This is a genomic window from Burkholderia sp. AU27893 (genome assembly GCF_002223205.1).
GTDB lineage: Bacteria > Pseudomonadota > Gammaproteobacteria > Burkholderiales > Burkholderiaceae > Burkholderia.
The window spans coordinates 889,341-912,415 of sequence record NZ_NKFD01000001.1; the positions used below are offsets into that span (position 1 = coordinate 889,341).

The window sequence follows — 23,075 nt, forward strand, 5'->3', positions numbered from 1 at the left end:
GTCCCTGATTCAGCCGGGTTTATTGCCTGAGAGTTTGCTTGACGGAAGTTCCGCTGTGCGGAACAATGTTTTGCAAATCGACCCCAGTGTAGCACCAGATGACACTTTCAACCATCGACGAAACCACGATCGACGAACGCAAGTTCGTCGTCGCGCTTGCGCGCGGGCTCGACTTGCTGCGCGCATTCCGGCCCGGGGAGACGATGCTCGGCAACCGCGACTTCGCGGAGCGCACCGGGCTGCCGAAGGCGACGGTGAACCGGCTCGCCTACACGCTGACCGTGCTCGGCTACCTGCGTTACGACGAGACGCTCGGAAAGTATGCGCTCGACGCCGGCGTGCTGTCGCTCGGCTACGCGCTGCTGTCGGGCTCGGGCACGATCGACCTCGCACGGCCGCACATGCAGGCGCTCGCGCGCGACATCGGCGCGGCCGTGTCGCTCGGCTGCCGCGATGGGCTCGACATGATCTATCTGGAGACGATCCGCAGCGAGACCGCACTGACGCTCGGGCTTGCGCCCGGTTCGCGGCTGTCGATGCTGACGAGCTCGATGGGGCGCGCGTACCTGGCCGTGCAGCCGGAAGACGTGCGCCGCGCGCTTTATGCGGAGCTGCATCGTGCGGCTGGCGGCGCGGCCGACGCCGATGCGCTCGTCGCCGCTGCGCAGCAGGCGGTGGCCGAGTTCTCGGCGGGGGGCTGCTGCTATTCGTTCCGGGCGTGGCACATGGACGTCAACGCGGCGGCCGTGCCGTTTCGCGAGCCGCGCGAAGGGCGCTGGCTGATCCTGAGCTGCAGCGGCCCCGCATCGTCGATGGACGAGGACGTGTTCCGTACGCAGGTCGGGCCGAAGCTGAAGGCGCTCGCGCAGCGACTCGGGCAGACGGCCTAAGCGAGGGGCGCACGCGGTGGGGGTGCCGTCGCCGGTACGGTCGGCAGCGTACGAGCGTGACACCGCCGCCGGTTGTGCCACGAACGAACCGCGCGCATGATCGTTCGCCAGCTCACCGACGAAGAGGCTTGCCATGTCTCACGCAGAATCGATGGAAGGCGGATGCGCATGTGGCGCGATCCGGTACCGGATCACCCATGTTCCGGCCGACGCCGGTTTTTGCCACTGTCGGCTCTGTCAGCGCACGACCGGCGCGGCGGTCGTCGCGTCGGCATCGGTGCCGATCGACGCGTTCGAATATCTGCAAGGCGAGCCGACGGTGTATGCGTCGAGCGCGTGGGGCGAGCGGCGCTTCTGCGGCCGTTGCGGCGCGCAGCTCGAATACCGGCTCAGTGATGCACCCAGGACGGTCGAGATCAATTACGCGACGCTCGACGAGCCGTCGCGGCTGCGTCCGGCCTGGCATGTCTGGTATGGGGATCGCTTTCCGGGCATCGAGATCGACGACGATCTGCCCAAGTACGATGACGGTGGAAGGGCGTAAGCGGTAGGTCAGCGCCGACATCGGTTTTGCCGGAAACGAAGCGCGCGTTCCCGCGAAGCCGGTCTTTCCACGAGGCCGGCAACCGCCCGCAGGATCTCGGACGACGGGGCAAGCCAGACGGCCCGACTCCCCCGTTACATCACCTGCATTCAACTGTCGGCACGCGACGCCCCGCGTGGGCGAACCCCTCATCCACCGAGGCTCAGGCCGTCACGACCTTCGCGAACACGGGCCCCTGCATGAATCGCACGTCGTACTGTCGCAGCAGCTCGCACTGCGTTTCGTCGACGACGCCGTCGAAGATCAGCGGAATCCGCACGCGCTGCGCATACGCGACGAGCGCCTTGACCATCCCGTCGCGCAACGCGATGCCCGCATCCATCTTGATGTAGTCCGGGCGCGCCATCTCCGATTCGACCGCGAGGATGCGGCCCGGGTCCGGCAGCTTGTCCGCGACCTTGAAGCCGTGATGCTGATAGCTGCGCGTCAGGTAGCCGAGGAAGGTCTTGTGCGCGACCGCGACCGCCGGCAGCTCGATCACGATCCGCTCGGTCGGCAGCCCGAAGCGCTGCAGCACCGACGAGAAATGCTTGCCGTGGTCGTACTTCACGCTTTTCAGCAGCCGTTCGTGCACGCGCAGGAACAGCAGCCCGTGGCGCTGTGCGCCAAAGAAATTGATGGCATGCAGCGCGCGCGACAGGCGGTCGATCGCGACGAGCGTCTGGTCGTCGACGGCCGAGTCGACCGGATCGTGCGGCGCACCCGTGACGACCGTCACGGCCTGGAAGCCGAGCTCGTCGCCGTAGCGCTCGATCGCGTCGGCGAACGACGTCGATTGCGGTGCACCGGGCATCGTCACGTCGTAGATCGGTTCGTAGGCGCTGCCGAGCGTGCGCTCCGGCAGGTTCGCGCTTGCGGTGCCGCCATCGGCGAGCGCGAGGTGATCCCGCAGATACGGCAGTTGCCCGGCACGGGCGACCAGCTCGGGAATGGTGGGCGGAATCATCGGCGTAAGAAGGAAAAACGGCGGCCGAACGGGCCGCCTCGTAGCTTGATATTAGCAGTGCCGGCCAAGCTCGGCTTGGCGTTTCGCTCATATGGTTATCCCGTCCGCGACGCTTCGCCTAGGGTTTACGTTGATTTCACTATTCGTAATTGGTTTTACTATTCGTAAATCCAGGATTTGTCGCCGATCAAGAAATGCGGCATGCGGGCGCCGCGAAACGGCGCCGTTCACGAATCAACAGGAAGCAAGGAGCGAGACGTGGCGGTTGACAGGAATGGCACGCGGGAGAGCGGCGCGGCGCGCCGGCAGGCGACGGGCGGGATGACGGGCGCGCCGGCCCGTGTCCGGCAGGGTTGAGGAGCGGATGGCGATGAGCATCGATTACCAGACGCTGAAGTTCGAATACCGCCCGCGTGCGCAGGACACGGCCGTTCACCCGGTGATCGTCGTCGGCGCGGGCCCGGTGGGCCTCGCGGCCGCGATCGACCTCGCGCAGCAGGGCGTGAGCGTCGTGCTGCTCGACGACGACGACACGCTGTCGACCGGTTCGCGCGCGATCTGCTTCGCGAAGCGCACGCTCGAGATCTTCGACCGGCTTGGCTGCGGCGAGCGCTTCGTCGACAAGGGCGTGAGCTGGCACGTCGGCAAGGTGTTCCTGCAGGACGAGCAGCTTTATGCGTTCGACCTGCTGCCCGAGGAAGGGCATGCGCGCCCCGCGTTCATCAACCTGCAGCAGTACTACGTCGAAGGCTACCTGGCCGATCGCGCGTTCGAGTTGCCCAATATCGATATCCGCTGGAAGCACAAGGTCACGGGTATCGACCAGTCGGCCGAACACGCGGTGCTGACGATCGAGACGCCGGAAGGCATCGCGACGCTGCGCGCGCAGTACGTGATCGCGGCCGACGGTTCGCGCAGCCCGATGCGCACGATGATGGGCCTCGAAAGCCACGGCCGCACGTTCAAGGATCGCTTCCTGATCGCCGACGTGAAGATGAAGGCCGAGTTTCCGACCGAGCGCTGGTTCTGGTTCGACCCGCCGTTCCACCCGAATCAGTCGGTGCTGCTGCATCGCCAGCCCGACAACGTGTGGCGCATCGACTTCCAGCTCGGCTGGGATGCCGACCCCGTCGCCGAGAAGCAGCCGGAGCGCGTGATCCCGCGCGTGCGCGCGCTGCTCGGGCCGGACGTCGAGTTCGAGCTCGAATGGGTGAGCGTCTATACGTTCCGCTGCCAGCGGATGGAATCGTTCCGGCACGGCCGCGTGTTGTTCGCGGGCGATTCCGCGCACGGCGTGTCGCCGTTCGGCGCGCGCGGCGCGAACAGCGGCGTGCAGGATGCCGACAACCTCGCGTGGAAGCTGAAGCTCGTGCTCGATGGCCGCTCGGCCGACAGCCTGCTCGATACGTATGCGAGCGAGCGTGAATTCGCGGCCGACGAGAACATCCGCAACTCGACGCGCTCGACCGACTTCATCACGCCGAAGAGCCCGGTGTCGCGCGTGTTCCGCGATGCGACGCTGAAGCTCGCACGCGACTGCGAGTTCGCGCGCAAGCTCGTGAACAGCGGCCGCCTGTCGGTGCCGGCGGTGCTCGCCGATTCGCCGCTGAACACGCCGGACCGCAACGGCGACGCCTTCGCGGGCGCAATGCGGCCGGGCGCGGCGGCGGCCGATGCGCCGGTGCGGGCGCAGGGTGTGCCGGGCTGGCTGCTGCGGCATCTGGGCAGCGGTTTCACCGGCGTGCTGTTCGGGTTGCCGGGCGATGCGGCCGCGCTCGCGCAGGCGCTCGACGGCCTCGCGCTGCCGGTGCGGCCCGTGCTCGTCGTGCCGGCCGGGCATGCGCAGCCGGTCGCGGGTGTCGACGTCGTGGAGGACGTCGACGGCTTTGCTGCACGGCGCTACGACGCGCAGCCCGGCACGTTCTACCTGCTGCGTCCCGACCAGCACGTGTGCGCGCGGATGCGCATGCTCGACCGTCAGGCGCTGGCCGACGCGCTGGCGCGCGCGACCTGCGCATGCTGAAAACGATAAAGACACCGGAGACTCCGTCATGCCCCCACTCGACACCCGCCCGCGCCTGGCCGACCCGGACGCGTTCTACGAAGCGCTGATCGACATGCATCGCGACCTGTCCGACGCCGACAGCCAGCTCGTCAACGCGAAGCTGATCCTGCTGCTCGCGAACCAGATCGGCGACGCCGACGTGCTGCGCGAAGCGATGGCGCTCGCGCGCCAGGGCGTGACGCCGCCCGTGCATCCGGCTGCCGAGGTGACGCAATGAGCGCGGCGCCGGCCGACGCGCGCGTGCTCGAAGTCGAGCGCGTGATCGACGACACCCATCGCCCGGGCTTCCACTGGATGCTGCTCGTGTTGTGCGGGCTGTGCCTCGTGATCGACGGTTTCGATGCGCAGGCGATGGGCTACGTCGCACCGAGCGTGATCGCCGAATGGGGCGTGCCGAAGCAGGCGCTGGGGCCCGTGTTCAGCGCGAGCCTGTTCGGGATGCTGCTCGGCGCGCTCGGGCTGTCGGTGCTGGCCGACCGGATCGGACGGCGCCCGGTGCTGATCGGCTCGACGCTGTTCTTCGCGGTGACGATGCTCGCGACGCCGTTCGCGAGTTCGATTCCGGTGCTGATGGCGCTGCGCTTCGTCACGGGCCTCGGCCTCGGCTGCATCATGCCGAACGCGATGGCGCTGGTCGGCGAGTTCAGCCCGGCCGCGCATCGCGTGAAGCGGATGATGATCGTGTCGTGCGGTTTCACGCTCGGCGCGGCGATCGGCGGCTTCATCAGCGCCGCGCTGATTCCGGCGCTCGGCTGGCGGTCGGTGTTCTTCGTCGGCGGCGCGGTGCCGCTCGTGCTGACGATCGCGATGGTCGCGCGGCTGCCGGAGTCGCTGCAGTTCCTGGTGCTGAAAGGGCGCGTCGCGCAGGCACGCGAGTGGCTCGCGCATTTCGCGCCGCAGGCCGGCATCGATGCGAACACGCGGCTCGTCGTGCGCGAGCGCGCCGCGACCGGTGCGCCGGTCGCCGAACTGTTCAGCCACGGCCGCCTGCCGGTCACGCTGCTGCTGTGGGCGATCAGCTTCATGAACCTGATCGATCTGTACTTCCTGTCGAACTGGCTGCCGACCGTGATGCGCGACGCGGGCTATTCGCCGGGCACGGCGGTGATCGTCGGCACGGTGCTGCAGACGGGCGGCGTGATCGGCACGCTGTCGCTCGGCTGGTTCATCGAACGCTACGGCTTCGTGCGCGTGCTGTTCGCCTGCTTCGCGTGCGCGGCCGTGTCGGTGGGGCTGATCGGCTCGGTCGCGCATGCGCTGCCGTGGCTGCTGGTGGTGGTGTTCGCAGGCGGGTTCTGCGTGGTCGGCGGGCAGCCGGCCGTGAACGCGCTCGCGGGCCAGTATTACCCGACGTCGCTGCGCTCGACGGGCATCGGCTGGAGCCTCGGCATCGGCCGGATCGGCTCGGTGCTCGGGCCGCTCGTCGGCGGACAACTGATTGCGCTCAATTGGTCGAACGGTGCGCTGTTCCATGCGGCCGCGGTGCCCGTGCTGTGCTCGGCGCTGTTCGTCCTCGGGCTTGCCGGTGTGACGCGGCGAAGCGGTGCGCAGGCGCCGAACGCCGCGATGAATTGAGGGAGAAAGGAAACGATGACGCTTGACCTGTCGAAACCGGCAACCGCCGGCTACCAGAGCGGTTTCGCGAACGAATTCGCGACCGAGGCACTGCCCGGCGCGCTGCCGCACGGCCGCAACTCGCCGCAGCGCGCGCCGTACGGGTTGTACGCGGAGCAGCTGTCGGGCACGGCGTTCACCGCGCCGCGCGGCCACAACCGCCGCTCGTGGCTGTACCGCATCCGCCCGGCGGCCGTGCACCGGCCGTTCGAGCCGTACGCGGGGCCGCAGCGGCTCGTGTCGGAGTTCGGCGATTCGGCCGACGTGCCGCCGACACCGCCGAACCAGCTGCGCTGGGATCCGCTGCCGATGCCGGCCGAGCCGACCGATTTCGTCGACGGCCTCGTGACGATGGCCGGCAACGGTTCGGCCGCCGCGATGAACGGCTGCGCGATCCACCTGTACGCGGCGAACCGCTCGATGCAGGACCGCTTCTTCTACAGCGCGGACGGCGAACTGCTGATCGTGCCGCAGCAGGGGCGCCTGTTCATCGCGACCGAATTCGGCCGCGTCGACGTCGAGCCGTTCGAGATCGCGGTGATCCCGCGCGGCGTGCGTTTTGCCGTCACGCTGCCGGACGGCGATGCGCGCGGCTACATCTGCGAGAACTTCGGCGCGCAACTGCGCCTGCCGGATCTCGGCCCGATCGGCTCGAACGGTCTCGCGAACCCGCGCGACTTCCTGACGCCGCAAGCCGCGTATGAAGACCGCGAGGGCGCGTTCGAGCTGATCGCGAAGCTGAACGGCCGGCTGTGGCGCGCGGACATCGGCCATTCGCCGCTCGACGTCGTCGCGTGGCACGGCAACTACGCGCCCTACAAGTACGACCTGCGCCTGTTCAACACGATCGGCTCGATCAGCTACGACCATCCCGATCCGTCGATCTTCCTGGTGCTGCAGTCGCAGAGCGACACGCCGGGCGTCGACACGATCGACTTCGTGATCTTCCCGCCGCGCTGGCTCGCGGCCGAGGATACGTTCCGCCCGCCCTGGTTCCACCGCAACGTCGCGAGCGAATTCATGGGGCTCGTGCACGGCGCTTATGACGCGAAGGCCGAAGGCTTCGTGCCGGGCGGCGCGAGCCTGCACAACTGCATGTCGGGCCACGGGCCCGACGCGGACACGTTCGAGAAGGCATCGGCGAGCGACACGACGAAGCCGCACAAGGTCGACGCGACGATGGCGTTCATGTTCGAAACCCGCACGCTGATCCGGCCGACGCGCTACGCGCTCGACACCGCGCAGCTGCAGGCCGACTACTTCGAATGCTGGCAAGGCATCAAGAAACACTTCAACCCGGAGCAACGATGAGCGATACCCAAGACTGGCGCGCGACGCTCGACCCGGCCCGCAAGAGCTGGGTCGAGACGGCGAACGACGCCGCCTGCGATTTCCCGATCCAGAACCTGCCGTTCGGGATCTTCAGCGATGCGAAGCAAGCGTCGCGCCGTGCAGGCGTGGCGCTCGGCGACCAGATCGTCGATCTCGCGGCGCTCGCGCGCGCGGGCCTCGTGACGCTGCCGGCCGGTGCCGACGTGTTCGCGGCACCGACGCTCAATGCATTCATCGCGCTCGGCCGTGACGCATGGCGTAGCGTGCGCGTGCAGCTGTCCGATCTGTTTTCGCGCGACAACGCGCGGTTGCGCGACGATACGGCGCTGCGCGCACAGGTGCTCGTCGCGCAGCGCGACGCGACGCTGCATCTGCCGGTCGACATTCCCGGCTATACCGATTTCTATTCGTCGAAGGAGCATGCGACCAACGTCGGCTCGATGTTCCGTGATCCGAAGAATGCGCTGCTGCCGAACTGGTCGGAGATGCCGATCGGCTACAACGGCCGCGCGTCGTCGGTGGTCGTGAGCGGCACGCCGGTGCGGCGCCCGAACGGGCAACTGAAGTTGCCCGACCAGGAGCGCCCGGTATTCGGTGCGTGCCGCAAGCTCGACATCGAACTGGAGACGGGTTTCATCGTCGGGAAGGGCAATGCGCTCGGCGAGCCGATCGCGTGCGAGGACGCGGAAGCGCATATCTTCGGGATGGTGCTGCTTAACGACTGGAGCGCGCGCGACATCCAGCAGTGGGAATACGTGCCGCTCGGGCCGTTCAATTCGAAGGGCTTCGCGACGACGATCTCGCCGTGGATCGTCACGCTCGACGCGCTCGAACCGTTCCGCGTCGCGCAGCCGGAGCAGTCGCCGCAGCCGCTCGCGTATCTGCAGCACGCGGGCAAGCATGGGTTCGACATCGCGCTGGAAGTGACGCTGCGCGCGGAAGGGGCGGCCGAAGCCACGTCGATTTGCCGCACGAACTTCAAGCACATGTACTGGACGATGGCGCAGCAGCTCGCGCATCACACGGTCGCGGGCTGCAACACGCGCGTGGGTGACCTGATGGGTTCGGGCACGATCAGCGGGCCGACGAAGGATTCGTTCGGCAGTCTGCTCGAACTGACGTGGAACGGCAAGGAGCCGGTCGCGCTGAACGGTGGCGGCAGCCGCACGTTCATCGAGGACGGCGACGAGCTGACGCTTGCCGGCTGGTGCCAGGGCGACGGTTATCGGGTCGGTTTCGGCACGTGTGCGGGGAAGATTTTGCCGGCGCGCAGCGCGTGACGGATCGCAGCGCGAAACGTTATGCGTAGGTCACGTGTGGATCGCGCGTAGTCCGGAAGGACAGGGCGGCCCGCATTGCGCGGGCCGTTTTCGTTTACCGCGGGAGGGACGCGAGCGGGCTGACGCGTATCGGTGCATGATGCTGCGCGCCAACGCCAACGCCAACGCCAACGCCAACGCCAACGCCAACGCCAACGCCAACGCCAACGCCAACGCCAACGCCAACGCCAACGCCAACGCCAACGCCAATCTGCATCAGACCGCGCGCTGCAGCGCGACGCGGCGCTCCCACAGCGCGGCCGCGACGAACGCCGCGACGCAGACGACCAGCACGCCGACCAGCGCGTGGCTGCCCAGTTGTTCCATCAGCGCGCCGGCGACCAACGGGCCGCCGAAGCTCGCGGCGCTCCACGACGCCGACACCAGCGAGCTCGCGGTGACGAGCGCCGCACCGCGGAAGCGTTCGCCGCACGCGACGAGCGACAGCGTGTAGATGCTGCCGGCCGCCGCGCCGAGCACGAACAGCAACGGCCAGCACAGCCACGGATTGGCGATCACGAACGGCAGCAGCGGCAGGCCGGCGAGCACGATCCAGCCTGCGCCGAGGTGCACGCGTTCGCGGCCGAGCTTGTCCGCGAGCCAGCCGATCGGGAACTGCATCGCGGTATCGCCGAACAGCATGATCGACGCGAGCAGCACGGCGGTGGCGCTCGCGACGCCGTGATCCATCGCGTAGAGCGGCAGCAGCGAGAGCGCGAGCGTATCGAACAGCGCGAAGAAGCCGGTGCCGATGATCAACGCGGGCATGCGCGGCAGGATGTCGAGCCAGCGGCCGTGCGCTTCGTGATGCGCGTCGTCGCCGGCGAGCGGCGCGCGCCGGATCGTCGCGAGCGTCGGCAGCGCGAGCAGGAACAGCGCGCCGCACAGCGCGAAGCGGATGCTCGTCGCGCCGGCGATCTGGCTTACGAGCACGGGGCCCGCCATCTGGAACAGCGTGAAATTGGTCGCGTAGATCGCGACGACGCGGCCGCGCGTCGAATCATCGGCGAGCTGGTTGACCCACGCCTCGCCGATCGTGAACAGCAGCATCAGCGCGGCGCCGCACAGCACGCGCAGCGCGCCCCACAGGATCAGGTTCGACGTGAACTGCATCAGCGCGGTGGCCGCCGCGAGCAACACGACCGACACGACGATCGCGCGGCGCGAGCCGATGTGCCGTGCAAGCGCGGTGACGAACGGGACGATCGCGAGGCCGCCGAGCGCCTGCGCGGCCGTCAACATGCCGACGACGTTGGTGCCGTGTCCGGCTTCGGTCAGCGCGAGCGCGGTGAGCGGCAGCGTGGCGCCGGTGCCGAGACCGACGACCGCGACGCTCAGGATGAGTGCGAGGAAATCGCGATTAAGAATGGCTTTCATCGGCGGGGATGCTACACCGCGGATCTTGAAAGGTCCATGAAGGCCATCAGCTTTGAGTGGAGTTGTGCCCGCAACGATTTCAGCAGGGTTGCGTCACACGTACTCGGTCGGCACGGCCACCGGCCGACGTTCGAGCGACGCCGACCACAGCGTGAGCGCGAGCGCCGCGACGGCCATCGCGACGCCGACCCACGGCAGGTTCACGAGCGACACGCCGGAGCCGATCGCCATCCCGCCGAGCCATGCGCCGGTCGCGTTGCCGAGGTTGAACGCACCCTGGTTCAGCGTCGACGCGAGGTTCGGCGCGTCGCTGGCGCGGTCGACGATCAGGATCTGCAGCGGCGGCACGATCGCGAACGCGAGGATGCCCCACACGAAGATCGTCGCGAGCGCGGCGAACGGCAGGTGCATCGTGCCCGCGAACAGCGCGAGGACCACGCCGATCAGCGCGAGCGTCGCGATCAGCGACGGCATCCGGCGCCAGTCGGCGAGCTTGCCGCCGAGCGTGCCGCCCACCGTCAGCCCGAGGCCGAACAACAGCAGCACGTAGGTGACCTGGCGCGGCGAGAAGCCCGTCACATCCTCGAGGATCGGCGTGATGTACGTGAACACGCTGAACAGGCTGGCCGACGCGAGCACGCTGATGCCGAGCACCATCAGCACCTGCGGATGCTTCAGCACGCTGAATTCGCGCGTGATGCTGGTGTCGGGCATCGCAAGGTTCTTCGGCAGGCAGACGGCGAGCGCGGCGGCCGCGGCGATGCCGATGCCGGTGACGGCCCAGAACGTCGCGCGCCAGCCGTATGCCTGGCCGAGCGCGGTGCCGAGCGGCACGCCGAGCACATTCGCGAGCGTGAGGCCGGTGAACATCAACGCGATCGCCTGCGCGCGACGGTTCGGCGCGACGAGGTTGCTCGCGACCACCGAGCCGATCCCGAAGAACGCGCCGTGGCAGAACGCCGTGACGACGCGCGCGGCCATCAGCACCGCATAGCCCGGGGCGATCGCGCAGAACAGGTTGCCCGCGATGAACAGCCCGATCAGGCCCATCAGCGCGCGCTTGCGTGGCATCTTCGCGGTGACGATCGCGAGGATCGGCGCACCGATCGTCACGCCGAGCGCATAGCCCGACACGAGCATGCCGGCGGCCGGGATCGACACGCCGAGATCGCGCGCGACATTGGGCAGCAGCCCCATGATCACGAACTCGGTGGTACCGATTCCAAATGCGGCGACGGCGAGGGCGAAAAGAGGTAAGGGCATCGCGGTGGGCTCGGGAAAAGCCGCCGCTCGGGCGGGCGCAGGATGCGCGGGACGGGCGGACGGTAAGGCGAACGACAGTCGCGATTCTACTTCAGTGAAAACCCCTATGCTTGGGGCCAAAACGGTTGTTGCCGGGGTGCGACGGGATTGTCCGCGTGGCGCTCACAGTGTGGGATTCGGCGGGGTTGGCGGCGGTGAAATTCCGGGGGCGGAACGATGGCCGCGGCGGACTCGTCAGGCGATGCGTTCGGGAGAGTCGTCGACGCTTTCGGTTGATGCGCATGCCAGGTCTGTGCCCGTTTCCGTTGCCGCGTCCGCTACGTCGGCGGGCGACGAAGGCGACCCTGCGGCATCGATCGCGGCCGGATCGTCCCAGCCGTTCTCGAACAGGCACGCTTCGATCGGCATCCGCGCGGCCCAACGCTCCTGCTCGAGCATCGGCTTCGCATAGAACGCGTCGACGTGCCCGACGCACAGCACGGCGATCGGCTTCGCGCCGTCGGGCATGCGCAGCAGCGTGCGCAGCGCATCGACGTCGAACAGCGATACCCAGCCCATCCCGAGCCCTTCGGCGCGGGCCGCGAGCCACATGTTCTGGATCGCGCAAGCCGCGGACGCGAGATCCATCTCCGGCAGCGTGCGACGGCCGAACACGTGGCGCTCGCGACCGTCGGCGAGCGCGACGACCAGCAGCTCGCCGCATTCGCGTACGCCTTCGACCTTCAGCCGCATGAATTCGTCCTGGCGCTCGCCGAGTGCGTCGGCGGTTGCGCAGCGCTCGGCCTCGACCAGTGCGTGGATCGCGGTGCGCAGCGCCGGATCGGTGATGCGGATGAAGCGCCACGGCTGCATGAAGCCGACGCTCGGTGCGTGATGCGCCGCGCGCAGCAGGCGCGCGAGCACGGCGGGATCGACGGGTGCCGGCGTGAAATGGCGCATGTCGCGCCGTTCGAAAATGGCGCGGTAGACGGCGGCGATGTCGGAGTCGTCGAAACGCATGGACGGGAGGAGGCGGGATAACGTCGGCGCAACGATAGCAGACGGCGCACGCGCCGCGTTACATCATTTGAAACAAAGCACGAAATTGTTGACGCAAAAGGTCGTGTTTTCAGCGGCGATCAAAAGCAAACGATTGCGGTATCGCTTGCCGCCATGAAATGAGCCGGATTCGTCGATTTCTCAGCGATTCGCGGTCACGACGTTCTGCGCCGTGCCGGCATGCCATGCCTCGATGTTCAACAGCGTGGTGTGCGCGATCTCGGCGAGCGCCTCGCGCGTGAAGAATGCCTGGTGGGACGTGACGATCACGTTCGGGAACGTCAGCAGCCGCGCGAGCACGTCGTCCTGCAGCGGCAGGTCGGAGTGATCCTCGAAGAAGAGCCCGCTTTCCTCTTCGTACACGTCGAGCCCGAGATGGCCGAGCTGGCCGCTCTTGAGTGCGTCGACCAGTGCCTGCGCGTCGACGAGGCCGCCGCGCCCGGTGTTGATCAGCATCGCGCCGTGCTTCATCCGCGCGAGCGTCCGTTCGTTGATCAGATGGTGCGTCGACGGCAGCAACGGGCAGTGCAGGCTGACGATGTCGGCGTGGTGCAGCAATTCGTCGAGCGCGACATAGCGCGCGCCGAACGCGATCAGCTCGTCGTTGTACGGCGGCACCGAATGCGCGAGCACATGCATCCCGAAGCCCATCATGATCTTCGCGAACACGCTGCCGATGATGCCGGTGCCGATCACGCCGACGGTCTTGCCGTGCAGGTCGAAGCCGAGCAGGCCGTTCAGCGAGAAGTCGCCCTCGCGGGTGCGCGCGACGGCGCGCGGCAGGCGGCGGTTGAGGGCGAGGATCAGCGCGACCGCGTGCTCGGCAACCGCGTGCGGTGAATAGGCAGGCACGCGCACGACCGTGATGCCGAGCCGCTCGGCGGCCGCCAGGTCGACATGGTTGAAGCCCGCCGAGCGCAGCGCGATCAGGCGCGTGCCGCCGTCCGCCAGCCGTTCGAGGACGGCAGCGTCGACGGTGTCGTTGACGAACGGGCAGACGACGTCATAGCCATGCGCAAGGATCGCGGTTTCCGCGTCGAGGTGCGACGGCTGGAAGTGCAGCCGATAGCCGAACTGCCGGTTGGCGGCAGCAAACGAATCGTCGTCGTACTGCCGGCTGCTGAACAGGATCACGCGCACGCTGCACCTCCGAAGGCTGACGCGCGCAGTTTACTGCAGCCCCGTGACGATGTCGGAGCGGTCGGGCCCGCGCGACGGCCGCAGGAAGCCGTAATCGGTGTGTTCGCGGGCCGGCTGCGCGCTGAAGTGATCGAGCGCGTGCTCGACGAAGCTGCGCGTGCGGGCCGGCACGTACTGGCGGTTCGGGTAGACGAGCGACAACTGCGTGTCGGGATCGTCGATCCGGTAGCCGGCCATGAGCCGCACGAGCGCGCCGCTGGCGAGCGCGCTGGCGACGCACGGCTCGGGCAGCACCGCGATGCCCGCACCGGCCACGGCGGCCGCGTGGACGAGCGCGAGCTGGTTGACCGTGCAGGCCGGACGCACCGTGACGGAATGCGCGACGCCGTCGTGGCCGACCAGTTGCCACGCGGGCGCATGCTGGTGCGGTGCGAGCGTGACCCAGTCGTGGCCCGGCAGGTCGTCGGGCAGCCGCGGCTCGCCGCGTCGCTCGAGATAGGCCGGCGCCGCGACCGCAACGAACGGATTCGGTGAAAGGGCGTGGCCGATCAGCGTCGGGTTGCCGTCGAGCCGGTTGCCCGTGACGATGCCGACGTCGTACCCGGAATCGAGCACGTCGAGCGGCCCCTCTGCGACGGTCAGCTGCACGCGCAACTCGGGGTAGCGGCGCCGGAAGCTGCTGACGAGCGGCGTCAGCGCAAGCGGCGACAGCAGGCCCGACGCGACGACGCGCAGCGTGCCGGCCGGTTCGCGCACGGCATGCGCGACGGACGACTCGAGGTGATCGAATTCCTCGAGCAGCGCCCGGCAGCCGTCGAGGTAGCGTACGCCGGCCTCGGTGAGCGACAGGTTCCGCGTGGTGCGGTGGATCAGCCGGGTGTTCAGGTGGCCCTCGAGCATCGCGATCGAACGCGTGACGAGTGCATTGGACACGCCGAGATGGTGCGCCGCGCGCCGGAAGCTCTGTTGCTCGGCGACGCAGACGAATACACGCATGGTCTGAATCTGGTTCATGGCTTGCGTATTTTTGGCCCGGTTGATTGATTATGGTTGTGGTTTTGCGCTGCGCGACCTCGAAAGCGCCTCGCGCGGCCCTCGGTTTTCCATCGTATCGAAAAATCGTTTTCTTCGATTCCGCAGACGATTGTTCAATACCGCGCGATATCCGTCAACCTGAGAAAAGCGGCGGGTTGCGGAAAATCGAAATCGGGAGTAACGCGTTAAACGTCGTGCTGTCTGGTATGCCTGCCGTTCAAAGGTGGTGCGATATTGGGCACGCATGTTGGGTGCGAATATTGTCTATTTAATTCAACGAGTTGAGAGATATTTTTGTGAGTTTGTTCAGGTGTTGATGGGAGGCGCGCCCCAATTCATGCTGCACTAGTGGATGTTTTCGATGGTGCGAGGGTTTTGCGTATCGGATTCCGCGCGATGATTTTCATCACGGATCGGGTCTATTTCAATCGATACGGAAGTCGCACTGAAGCGGAGAAATCGACGGGGCACGGTGTTATTGGCGAAGAAAATCGTGCGCTTGATGCACGCGTGGAACCGTTTCACACCGTTGCCGGCAATCCTTTTTCAATCCGGATGACTGGTATGCGACCCGCGCACGGCCGGCTGGCCCGGTTCGGCGACCGGGCCACCATCGCGCTGTCCGGCCGCGCGTGCCTCTTGCGCGAGGCGGCGGAACGCGGAATGATCGATCAGTTCGCCCCGCAGCGCGGCGGGCGTCCGTGCACGTCCTTTCCTCACCTTTTACCAGCCATGTCCATCGATTACTCGCCGATTCCCTGTCCCGTCGTCGTGCCGCTCGACGCGATCCTGCCCGAAGAACCGCTGCTGATGATGGGGGCCGGCCCGGTCCCGATTCCGGCCGCCGTCGCGAAGGCGAACACGGTCGTGATCAACCACCTCGGCGCGACGATGGCGAAGATCATCGAGCAGGTGAAGGAAATGGCGCGCTACGTGTTCCAGACCCGCACGAAGTGGGTGCTCGGCGTCGCGGGCCCCGGTTCGGCCGCGATGGAAATGGCGATCTCGAACCTCGCGTGGCGCGGCACGCGCGTGCTGTCGATCCGCAACGGCTTCTTCAGCGCGCGGATGGCCGAGATGGCCACGCGCGTCGGCGCCGACGTCGCGACGCTCGAAGTGGCCGACCGCGCGGTCGCCAGCCTCGACGAGATCGCGGACGCAATCGCGCGCGAGCGGCCCGAGATCGTCACGATCGTGCAGGGCGAGACGTCGAATACCGTATGGAACCGCGACCTGCGCGACATCGCGGCGCTCGCGAAGGCGGCCGGCGCGCTGGTCGTGGTCGACGCCGTGTGCACGCTGTCGACGATGCCGCTCGAGATGGACGCGTGGGGCATCGACGCGGTGATCACCGGCGGCCAGAAGGGGTTGTCGTCGATCCCGGGCGTGTCGCTGATCGCGTTCTCCGACGCCGCATGGGAGCGGATGAAGACTCGCCCCGAGCCGAACGCGCACTGGTGTCTCGACATGGCGCTCGCGGAGAACTTCTGGCACAACGCCGGCTATCACTACACGGCGCCCGTGTCCGGCGTGCTCGCGCTGCACGAGGCGCTGCGGCTCGTCTGCGCGGAGACGCTCGAAAGCCGCTTCGCGCGCCACCTGCGCTGCTCGCTCGCGCTGCAGGCGGGCGTCGAGTCGATGGGGCTCAAGCTCTACGCGCCGAAGGACTGCCGACTCAATTCAGTGGTCGGGATCGAGACGCCGGAAGGGCTCACGCCCGGAATGGTCTGCGGCCATATCTCGAAGCAGTACCAGGTCGAGATCTCGGGCTCGTTCGGCTTGCCGATCGTACGGATCGGGCAGATGGGCGAGCAGTGCCGCGAACACAACCTGTTCCGCACGCTGCATGCGTTCGGCCGCACGATGGTCGACCTGAAGGTGCCGGTCGACCTGCCGGCCGGTGTCGCGGCGCTCGAACAGGAACTGTCGCGGCGCGGCGCGTAAGCGGGGAAACGGGAAAAAGGGGCCGCGCTCAGCGGCCCTGCATCGCGCGTCGGTACGTATTCGGCGTCGTGCCATGTGCGTCGCGAAAGCGATGGCTGAAGTGGCCGGCGTTCGCATAGCCGCAGTCGGCCGCGATCTGCGCGAGCGGCAGCGCCGTCGTGCGCAGCAGCTCGCGTGCCCGCGCGAGGCGCTGTTCGGCCACCCACGCGTGCGGCGCGCGGCCGAACGACAGCCGGAACATCCGCGAGAAGTGGTACTCGGACAGTGCGGCGACATCGGCGAGTTCGCCGAGCGTCAGCGGTTGCGTCAGGTACGTGTCGATGTAGTCGCGCACGCGGCGGCGCACGGCCGGTGCGAGCCCGCCGCGGAACGACGTGTCGGTGCGGGTCGTGCTCTGCCCGCGCAGCAGCAGGCTCAGCACCTCGTGCGCGGTCTCGTTCACGCGCAGCCGTTCGTCGGCATCGTCCCAGCCGTCCAGCGCGAGCGAGCGCAGCAGCGCGGCGACGCGCGCATCCTCGAAATAAGTGCGGTCGGCGAGCTTCAGCTCGCGAGGCTCGCGGTCGAGTTCGCGGATCGCGCGCTGCGTGAAGTGCTCGGGCAGGAAATACAGGTGGATGAAGTGCATCTCGCCGCGCACCCACCAGCGCGATTCATGGTCGCCCGGCAGCGCGCACAGCAGGCTCGGCGCGCCGTAGCGCGGCACGCGCTGGCGTTCGGTCCGGTAACCGCCGTCGAGGTAGCACGACAGCGTGTGGTGGCCCGGCTGCTCGTAGACCGTCTCGCTTTCGTCGGTGATCCGCGTCCATTCGGCGATCGCCAGGTGATCGCCGAGCCACGCGAAGCGCTCGAGCGTCGCGTTCGCGTCCGCGAGCGTGCGGCAGACCGACTGCAGGCCGAACGGCAGATCGCCGCCAGTCGGAGCGGTGGGGTGGTCGACGGGGGGCGCGGAAAGGGAGAGGCTCATGATGGCCCGAGTATAAGCGGGCGCGCGGCGCCGCGTGCGGCGGCCCGAAAAAGACCGCAATTCCGGACAATCGGCGCGCGCCGGGCGGCGGCATAGTCGGGATCCGTTTCACCTGCTTTCTGGATCGTTGCCGCCATGAACCTGTCGCTTTATTTCGTCACCGTGCTGATCTGGGGCACCACCTGGATCGCGATCAAATGGCAGCTCGGCGCCGTGCCGCCGCCCGTGTCGATCGCCTGGCGCTTCTGGCTCGCGGCCGCCGTGCTGTTCGCGTTGTTGCGCGTGATGCGCCGGCCGGTGCGCCCGCCGCGCGAAGCGTGGCGCTTTCTCCTCGCGCAGGGCTTTGCACTGTTCTGCCTGAATTTCCTGTGCTTCTACTATGCGGAGCAGGTCGTGCCGAGCGGCCTCGTCGCGGTGATCTTCTCGACCGCGCCGCTGCTGAACTCGATCAACGGCCGGCTGTTCATGGGCCGTCCGCTGCGGCCATCGGCGATCGCCGGTGCGCTGCTCGGGCTGGCGGGCATCGCGTGCCTGTTCTGGCAGCAGATGGCCGGCCATCTCGACGACCACGCGACCTGGATGGGGCTCGCCATCGCGTTCGCGGGCACGATGTGTTTCTCGATCGGCAACCTGCTGTCGAGCCGGATGCAGTCGATGGGGCTGCACCCGCTCGCGACCAACGGCTGGGCGATGCTGATCGGCGCGGCGATCCTGACCGTCGGCAGCATGGTGGCCGGGATGCCGTTCACGCTCGACACGAGCCCGCGTTATCTCGGCGCGCTCGTCTACCTGGCCGTGCCCGGTTCGGTGATCGGCTTTACCGCTTATCTGACCCTCGTCGGCCGGATCGGGCCGGAGCGCGCCGCGTACTGCACGGTGCTGTTCCCGATCGTCGCGCTGGCCGTGTCGACGGTATTTGAGGGCTACCAGTGGTCGCCGCTCGCGGTGGTCGGGCTGCTGCTGGTGGTGGCCGGCAACCTGGTCGCGTTCGACCTGACGCGGCGGTTGTTTTTGCGGGCGGCGTGAGACGTTCGGGGCTGCGCGAACGCACGATCGAGGAACGTGGCGCACGGTCGATTCGGTTGACACGGTTGACTTGGTTTCGAGTCGGGGCTACGCTTGATCATTCCGGTCGTGACGGGAGGTGATGATGATTGCGCGGGCTCATACGCTGGAAGGGACGGCCGTCGTTCTTGACGTCGAGACGGAGGAAGCGCTGCGCAGCGCTGTCGGCGCGGCGACCATGCTCGGCCCGGATCGCGCGCGGGCGCTGCTCAGCCTGTCAGACGAGCAATTGGGGCACCTGTTCAAGGTCGGCATCGCGCAGGTCATCGATCTGGCCGGCACGATCACGTTCGGCATCGCTGCGGCCGCGACGCGCGACAGGAAGCCGACCGCCGGGAAGAAGCGGGCGGCGGGCGTCGTCGCCGATCCGGAGCGGCAGGTGCAGGCGGAACGGCGCACGCTGGTCGCCGACGGCAAGCTGCTGCCTGCCGCGCACACATGGGTCGGCCTCGGCATGACGCGGCAGGCGCTCAGCAAGGCCGTGGCGTCCGGCCGGATCTTCACGGTCGATGTCGGCGCCGCACAGTACTACCCGGCCTTCTACCTGGCGGGGGACATCGATCGCAAGACGTTGGGCAAGGTGACCCAATGTCTGGGCGGTTTGCCGGGATGGAGCAAATGGCAGTTCTTCACGACGCCGAAGGCGTCGCTGGGCAACGTTACGCCACTCGTCGCGCTGTCGCGCGGGAAGGTGGATGAAGTCGAGCGTGCCGCCACGGCGTTCGCCGAGCGCTAGGTGGTGCGTTTTCTGACGGCGCCGGGGGAACATTTCGTGAGCGCAACGCTGGTGACTCGCGACGTTGCGCCGGCGGCGCTGGTGCGTATCTCGCGATATGCGACCGGCGAGCCTTACTTCGGGAAATCGGGCGGTAATCGCCTCGACGATCCGCGCATGCGGCGGCGGTACGGCACGAGCTATTTCGGCTTCGATCTGCATTGCGCATTCGCCGAGACGGTGCTGCACGACGAAGTCGCCGATCTGGTGCTGGGCGGTTTTCCGCTCGTGACGACCGAACTCGATCGCTACGTCCTTTCATTTGACGGCGCGCCGCTGACCGTCGCCGTCCTGCACGGCTTGCCGCTGAAGAATCTCGGTGGTGACGGTGCGTTGTCGACCATCGCACCGTACGACGTTCCGCAACAGTGGTCGCTTGCCGTCCACCGGCATCCCCGTCGCGTCGACGGGTTTTTGTACATGTCGCGCCATCTCAACACGTCGGAAGCGCTCGTGCTGTTCGATCGTGCCAAACCGAAGCTCTCGCTCGGGCGCGCCGTTCCATTCAGGCGTCATCCCGATGCTGCCGGCGTATTGCGGGACTTCAACATACTGCTGCGTTGACCCCGCGTGGCGCGCGCGGCAACGCGCCTCCGCTTCTCATGCCGTCGCGCCGCTCTCCGCCACCCGCGCCTGCCGCTGGTACAGCACCATCGACAGCGCGACACCGGCCGCCGCCGCCACCGCCGCGAACAGGAACACCTGCGGATAGCCGAACGCGCCCGCGACATAGCCGGCGAGCGGGCCCGTGATGCCGAGCGACAGGTCGAGGAACACCGAGTACGCGGACAGCGCCGCGCCGCGGCTCGCGGGCGGCACGAGCGCGACGGCCTCGACGCCGAGCGCCGGGAAGATCAGCGCGAAGCCGAAGCCGGTCAGCGCGGCGCCGACGAGCGCGATGTGCGGCACCGGCGCGAGCCACAGCAGCAACAGGCCCGAACATTCGAATGCGAACGACACGATCGCGACGCGGAAGCCGCCATATGTCTTGATCGTGTTCGCGAACAGCAGGCGCGCGCCGATGAACAACGTGCCGAACACGGTCAACGACAGGGCGGCGTTCGGCCAGTGGCGCGCCGCGTAGTACAGCGTGACGAAGGTCGCGATCGAGCCGAAGCCGGCCGAGCCGAGCGCGAGGCCGAGGCCGTGCGGCAGTACCCGCGTAAACACGCTCGCATACGACATCCGTTCGCCGTGCACGAGCGGCACCGAAGCGATCAGGCGCGCCAGGTAGAAGCCGATTGCGGCCAGCGCGATCACGATCACGCCGATCAGCGCCGGATTCAGCGTATTCGCGATTGCGACGCCGACCGGCGCGCCGAGCGCGAGCGCGCCGTAGGTCGCGATGCCGTTCCACGAGATCACCTTCGCGTTGTGCGTGACGCCGACCCGCCCGATGCCCCACAGGATCGCGCCGGTGCCGCACAGGCTCTCGCCGACGCCGAGTACGAGCCGGCTCGCGACCAGCAGCACGAGGCTCGCGACCGGCCAGTGCGCGAGCAGCAGCGCGACGAGCAGCAGCACGCCCGACACACCGCAACCGACCAGCCCGCGCAACACCGTCTGCTTCGGGCCGAGCGTATCGGCCAGGCGCCCGGCGAGCGGCCGCGACGCGAGCGTCGCGAAATACTGGACGCTGATCGCACCACCCGCGACGATCGCGGAAAAGCCGAGGTCGTCATGGACGAAGCCCGGCAGCACCGCGAGCGGTAGGCCGATAGTCAGGTAGCAGATGAACGTGAAGCAGACGACGGACACGATTTGCAGCGTGACCGCGAACCCGCTGCGCGGCGGTGTGGCGGAATCGGTTGACATGGGGTCGGAACGAATGAACGAAACGGACAGAGGACGGCGAAAAAGGGAATCGGGATTTTCCCATGGAACCGGTTTTCCCGCAGGTACCATTTAGTTAATCGCGACCTGTTTTCGGGGACACCGGACGGTCGCGAGCGCGCAGGAAAGGGGCCGGGAGCGCCGTGTGGAAAGGCCGCCGGGCGGGCCCGGCGCTCATATCGCGGCAGTTATATGGGCCCCATGCGTGATGGGCTATGGGTTGCGAAATTTGATGGTGATAGCGTGCAAACTGTCAGAAAAACGTCGGTCGAGCGCACAGCGCGGGCCGCCTTGCCCCCATTTGAAGAACCATCGAGACATGAGTGAGCCGATCCGCTTCTACCATCGTCACGCGATCCGCGAAGTCAGCGGCGCGGACGTTACCCGCACCGTGCTGCAATACCTGCGCGAGGACGCGCATTGCACCGGCACCAAGGAAGGCTGCGCGGAAGGCGACTGCGGCGCGTGCACGGTCGTCGTCGGCGAACTGACCGACGCCGGCGCGGTCGAGTTCAAGGCCGTCAACGCATGCATCCAGTTCCTGCCGACGCTGGACGGCAAGGCGCTGCTGACGGTCGAGGACCTGCGTCAGCCGGACGGTGCGCTGCATCCGGTGCAGCAGGCGATGGTCGACTGCCACGGTTCGCAATGCGGGTTCTGCACGCCCGGCTTCGTGATGTCGATGTGGGCGCTGTATGAGAAGCACGGCCACGAGGGCTGCGGCCGTGCCGGCACGTGCGCGAAGGCGAAGGACGTACCGACGCGCACCGAGATCGCCGATGCGCTGACGGGCAACCTGTGCCGCTGCACCGGCTATCGTCCGATCGTCGATGCGGCCGTGCAGATGTTCGATGCACCGGCACCGTCGGCGCCGGTCGACACGGCCGCGCTGGCCCGCGCGCTCACGTCGCTCAAGCGCGACGAGACGTTCGACTACACGACGATCAACGGCGCGCGCTTCGCGGCGCCGCGCACGCTCGACGCGCTGGCCGCGCTGAAGGTCGAGCGGCCCGACGCGCGCATCCTGGCAGGCAGCACCGACATCGGTTTGTGGGTCACCAAGCAGATGCGCCGGCTCGACGACCTGATCTACGTCGGCCAGATCGCCGAACTGCAGAACATCGTGCACGGCGACGACTGGATCGAAATCGGTGCTGGCGTGACGGTCGAGAAAGGGTATGCGGCGCTGGCTGGCCCGTATCCGGAACTGACCGAGATGTGGAAGCGCTTCGCGTCGCTGCCGATCCGCAACGCGGGCACGATCGGCGGGAACGTCGCGAACGGCTCGCCGATCGGCGATTCGATGCCGGGCCTGATCGCGCTCGGCGCGCGCGTGGTGCTGCGCGGCGGCGACACGGTGCGCGAACTACCGCTCGAGGCGCTGTACACGGGCTATCAGCAGAAGGACATGGCGCCGCACGAATTCGTCGTCGGCCTGAAGGTGCCGACCCGCACCGGCGCGCGCGAGAAGCTGCAGTTCCGCACGTACAAGCTGTCGAAGCGGTTCGACTCTGACATCTCGGCCGTGTGCGCGGCGTTCGCGTTCATCGCGGACGGCGACACGATCCGCGAGCCGCGCGTCGCGTTCGGCGGGATGGCGGCGACGCCGAAGCGCGCGGCCCAGACGGAAGCCGTGCTCGACGGCGCGCAGTGGCACGAAGCCACCGCGCAGGCCGCGATGCAGGCGCTCGAGCGCGACTACCAGCCGCTGTCCGACATGCGCGCGACGAGCACGTACCGTCTCGATACCGCGAAGAACCTGATGTATCGCTTCTGGCTGGAGACGCGCCCGCACGACCCGCTGCCGCCGCAAGCCCTGAATGTGCGTGAAGTGGCCGCCGAACCCGGCACCGACGCGGCGCGCGTCTGAA

20 protein-coding genes are annotated in these 23,075 nt (G+C 67.8%); 12 read left to right on the forward strand and 8 right to left on the reverse strand.

Annotated features, from left to right (window positions below; genetic code table 11):
• The first annotated feature begins 98 nt into the window (after positions 1 to 98).
• Positions 99 to 890, forward strand: coding sequence for an IclR family transcriptional regulator (locus CFB47_RS04120; RefSeq protein ID WP_047850652.1), 792 nt, complete (start codon positions 99 to 101; stop codon positions 888 to 890).
• A gap of 133 nt (positions 891 to 1,023) precedes the next feature.
• A complete protein-coding gene (locus CFB47_RS04125) occupies positions 1,024 to 1,434 on the forward strand; it encodes a GFA family protein (protein WP_089430670.1) in 411 nt (136 codons plus the stop codon).
• A gap of 202 nt (positions 1,435 to 1,636) precedes the next feature.
• On the opposite strand, the gene CFB47_RS04130 is transcribed toward CFB47_RS04125, so the two are convergent.
• Complete coding sequence (locus tag CFB47_RS04130) at positions 1,637 to 2,440, reverse strand: EAL domain-containing protein (protein ID WP_089460486.1); 804 nt, start codon at positions 2,438 to 2,440, stop codon at positions 1,637 to 1,639.
• 370 nt (positions 2,441 to 2,810) lie between these two features.
• Here CFB47_RS04130 and CFB47_RS04140 point away from each other — a divergent pair, with 370 nt between their 5' ends.
• From CFB47_RS04140 to fahA, 5 genes are read left to right on the forward strand one after another with little or no spacing between them, the layout of a single operon-like run.
• Positions 2,811 to 4,463, forward strand: a complete 1,653-nt coding sequence (locus tag CFB47_RS04140) for an FAD-dependent oxidoreductase (RefSeq protein WP_089461346.1) — start codon at positions 2,811 to 2,813, stop codon at positions 4,461 to 4,463.
• Positions 4,464 to 4,491: 28 nt separating this feature from the next.
• Complete coding sequence (locus CFB47_RS04145) at positions 4,492 to 4,722, forward strand: DUF2783 domain-containing protein (protein WP_069247256.1); 231 nt, start codon at positions 4,492 to 4,494, stop codon at positions 4,720 to 4,722.
• Positions 4,719 to 6,080 (forward strand): MFS transporter, encoded by a 1,362-nt coding sequence (locus CFB47_RS04150; RefSeq protein ID WP_089460487.1) that lies wholly within the window; start codon positions 4,719 to 4,721, stop codon positions 6,078 to 6,080. The genes CFB47_RS04145 and CFB47_RS04150 overlap by 4 nt, the downstream gene beginning before the upstream one ends.
• A gap of 15 nt (positions 6,081 to 6,095) precedes the next feature.
• Positions 6,096 to 7,430 (forward strand): homogentisate 1,2-dioxygenase, encoded by a 1,335-nt coding sequence (gene hmgA / locus CFB47_RS04155; RefSeq protein WP_089439328.1) that lies wholly within the window; start codon positions 6,096 to 6,098, stop codon positions 7,428 to 7,430.
• Positions 7,427 to 8,731, forward strand: a complete 1,305-nt coding sequence (fahA, locus tag CFB47_RS04160) for a fumarylacetoacetase (RefSeq protein WP_089460488.1) — start codon at positions 7,427 to 7,429, stop codon at positions 8,729 to 8,731. The genes hmgA and fahA overlap by 4 nt, the downstream gene beginning before the upstream one ends.
• Positions 8,732 to 8,986: 255 nt before the next feature.
• Here the strand turns inward: fahA and CFB47_RS04165 are convergent, their stop codons facing one another.
• From CFB47_RS04165 to CFB47_RS04185, 5 genes are all read right to left on the reverse strand, one after another.
• Positions 8,987 to 10,147 carry an MFS transporter gene (locus CFB47_RS04165; RefSeq protein ID WP_089455672.1) on the reverse strand — a complete coding sequence of 387 codons (1,161 nt, stop codon included), beginning with the start codon at positions 10,145 to 10,147 and terminating at the stop codon, positions 8,987 to 8,989.
• Positions 10,148 to 10,240: 93 nt separating this feature from the next.
• The gene (locus CFB47_RS04170) at positions 10,241 to 11,410 is read right to left on the reverse strand and encodes an MFS transporter (RefSeq protein ID WP_089460489.1); all 1,170 of its coding nucleotides are present in this window, start codon (positions 11,408 to 11,410) and stop codon (positions 10,241 to 10,243) included.
• Positions 11,411 to 11,644: 234 nt separating this feature from the next.
• Positions 11,645 to 12,409: a 5,6-dimethylbenzimidazole synthase gene (gene bluB / locus CFB47_RS04175; protein ID WP_089460490.1), complete on the reverse strand. Its 765-nt coding sequence runs from the start codon at positions 12,407 to 12,409 to the stop codon at positions 11,645 to 11,647.
• A 180-nt stretch (positions 12,410 to 12,589) separates the two neighbouring features.
• On the reverse strand, positions 12,590 to 13,588 hold the full coding sequence (locus CFB47_RS04180; RefSeq protein ID WP_089460491.1) for a 2-hydroxyacid dehydrogenase: 999 nt from the start codon (positions 13,586 to 13,588) through the stop codon (positions 12,590 to 12,592).
• A gap of 30 nt (positions 13,589 to 13,618) precedes the next feature.
• Positions 13,619 to 14,602: a LysR family transcriptional regulator gene (locus CFB47_RS04185; RefSeq protein WP_089460492.1), complete on the reverse strand. Its 984-nt coding sequence runs from the start codon at positions 14,600 to 14,602 to the stop codon at positions 13,619 to 13,621.
• Positions 14,603 to 15,355: 753 nt separating this feature from the next.
• Here CFB47_RS04185 and CFB47_RS04190 point away from each other — a divergent pair.
• The gene (locus tag CFB47_RS04190; RefSeq protein ID WP_039361540.1) at positions 15,356 to 16,567 is read left to right on the forward strand and encodes an alanine--glyoxylate aminotransferase family protein; all 1,212 of its coding nucleotides are present in this window, start codon (positions 15,356 to 15,358) and stop codon (positions 16,565 to 16,567) included.
• A 28-nt stretch (positions 16,568 to 16,595) separates the two neighbouring features.
• On the opposite strand, the gene CFB47_RS04195 is transcribed toward CFB47_RS04190, so the two are convergent.
• Complete coding sequence (locus CFB47_RS04195) at positions 16,596 to 17,531, reverse strand: helix-turn-helix domain-containing protein (RefSeq protein ID WP_089460493.1); 936 nt, start codon at positions 17,529 to 17,531, stop codon at positions 16,596 to 16,598.
• Positions 17,532 to 17,666: 135 nt separating this feature from the next.
• On the opposite strand from CFB47_RS04195, the gene CFB47_RS04200 reads away from it, so the two are divergent.
• The 3 genes from CFB47_RS04200 (at position 17,667) to CFB47_RS04210 (ending at position 19,935) form a co-directional block, all read left to right on the forward strand.
• A complete protein-coding gene (locus tag CFB47_RS04200; RefSeq protein ID WP_089455676.1) occupies positions 17,667 to 18,557 on the forward strand; it encodes a DMT family transporter in 891 nt (296 codons plus the stop codon).
• A gap of 124 nt (positions 18,558 to 18,681) precedes the next feature.
• Entirely contained in the window at positions 18,682 to 19,332 is a 651-nt protein-coding gene (locus tag CFB47_RS04205) for a hypothetical protein (protein WP_089461347.1), read from the forward strand.
• A 36-nt stretch (positions 19,333 to 19,368) separates the two neighbouring features.
• On the forward strand, positions 19,369 to 19,935 hold the full coding sequence (locus CFB47_RS04210) for an RES family NAD+ phosphorylase (RefSeq protein ID WP_256946645.1): 567 nt from the start codon (positions 19,369 to 19,371) through the stop codon (positions 19,933 to 19,935).
• Between the two features lie 36 nt (positions 19,936 to 19,971).
• On the opposite strand, the gene CFB47_RS04215 is transcribed toward CFB47_RS04210, so the two are convergent.
• Positions 19,972 to 21,186, reverse strand: a complete 1,215-nt coding sequence (locus CFB47_RS04215) for an MFS transporter (protein ID WP_089460494.1) — start codon at positions 21,184 to 21,186, stop codon at positions 19,972 to 19,974.
• Positions 21,187 to 21,523: 337 nt separating this feature from the next.
• Between CFB47_RS04215 and xdhA the strand changes: the two genes are divergently transcribed.
• Positions 21,524 to 23,074 carry a xanthine dehydrogenase small subunit gene (gene xdhA / locus CFB47_RS04220; RefSeq protein ID WP_089460495.1) on the forward strand — a complete coding sequence of 517 codons (1,551 nt, stop codon included), beginning with the start codon at positions 21,524 to 21,526 and terminating at the stop codon, positions 23,072 to 23,074.
• The last annotated feature ends 1 nt before the right edge of the window (position 23,075 follow it).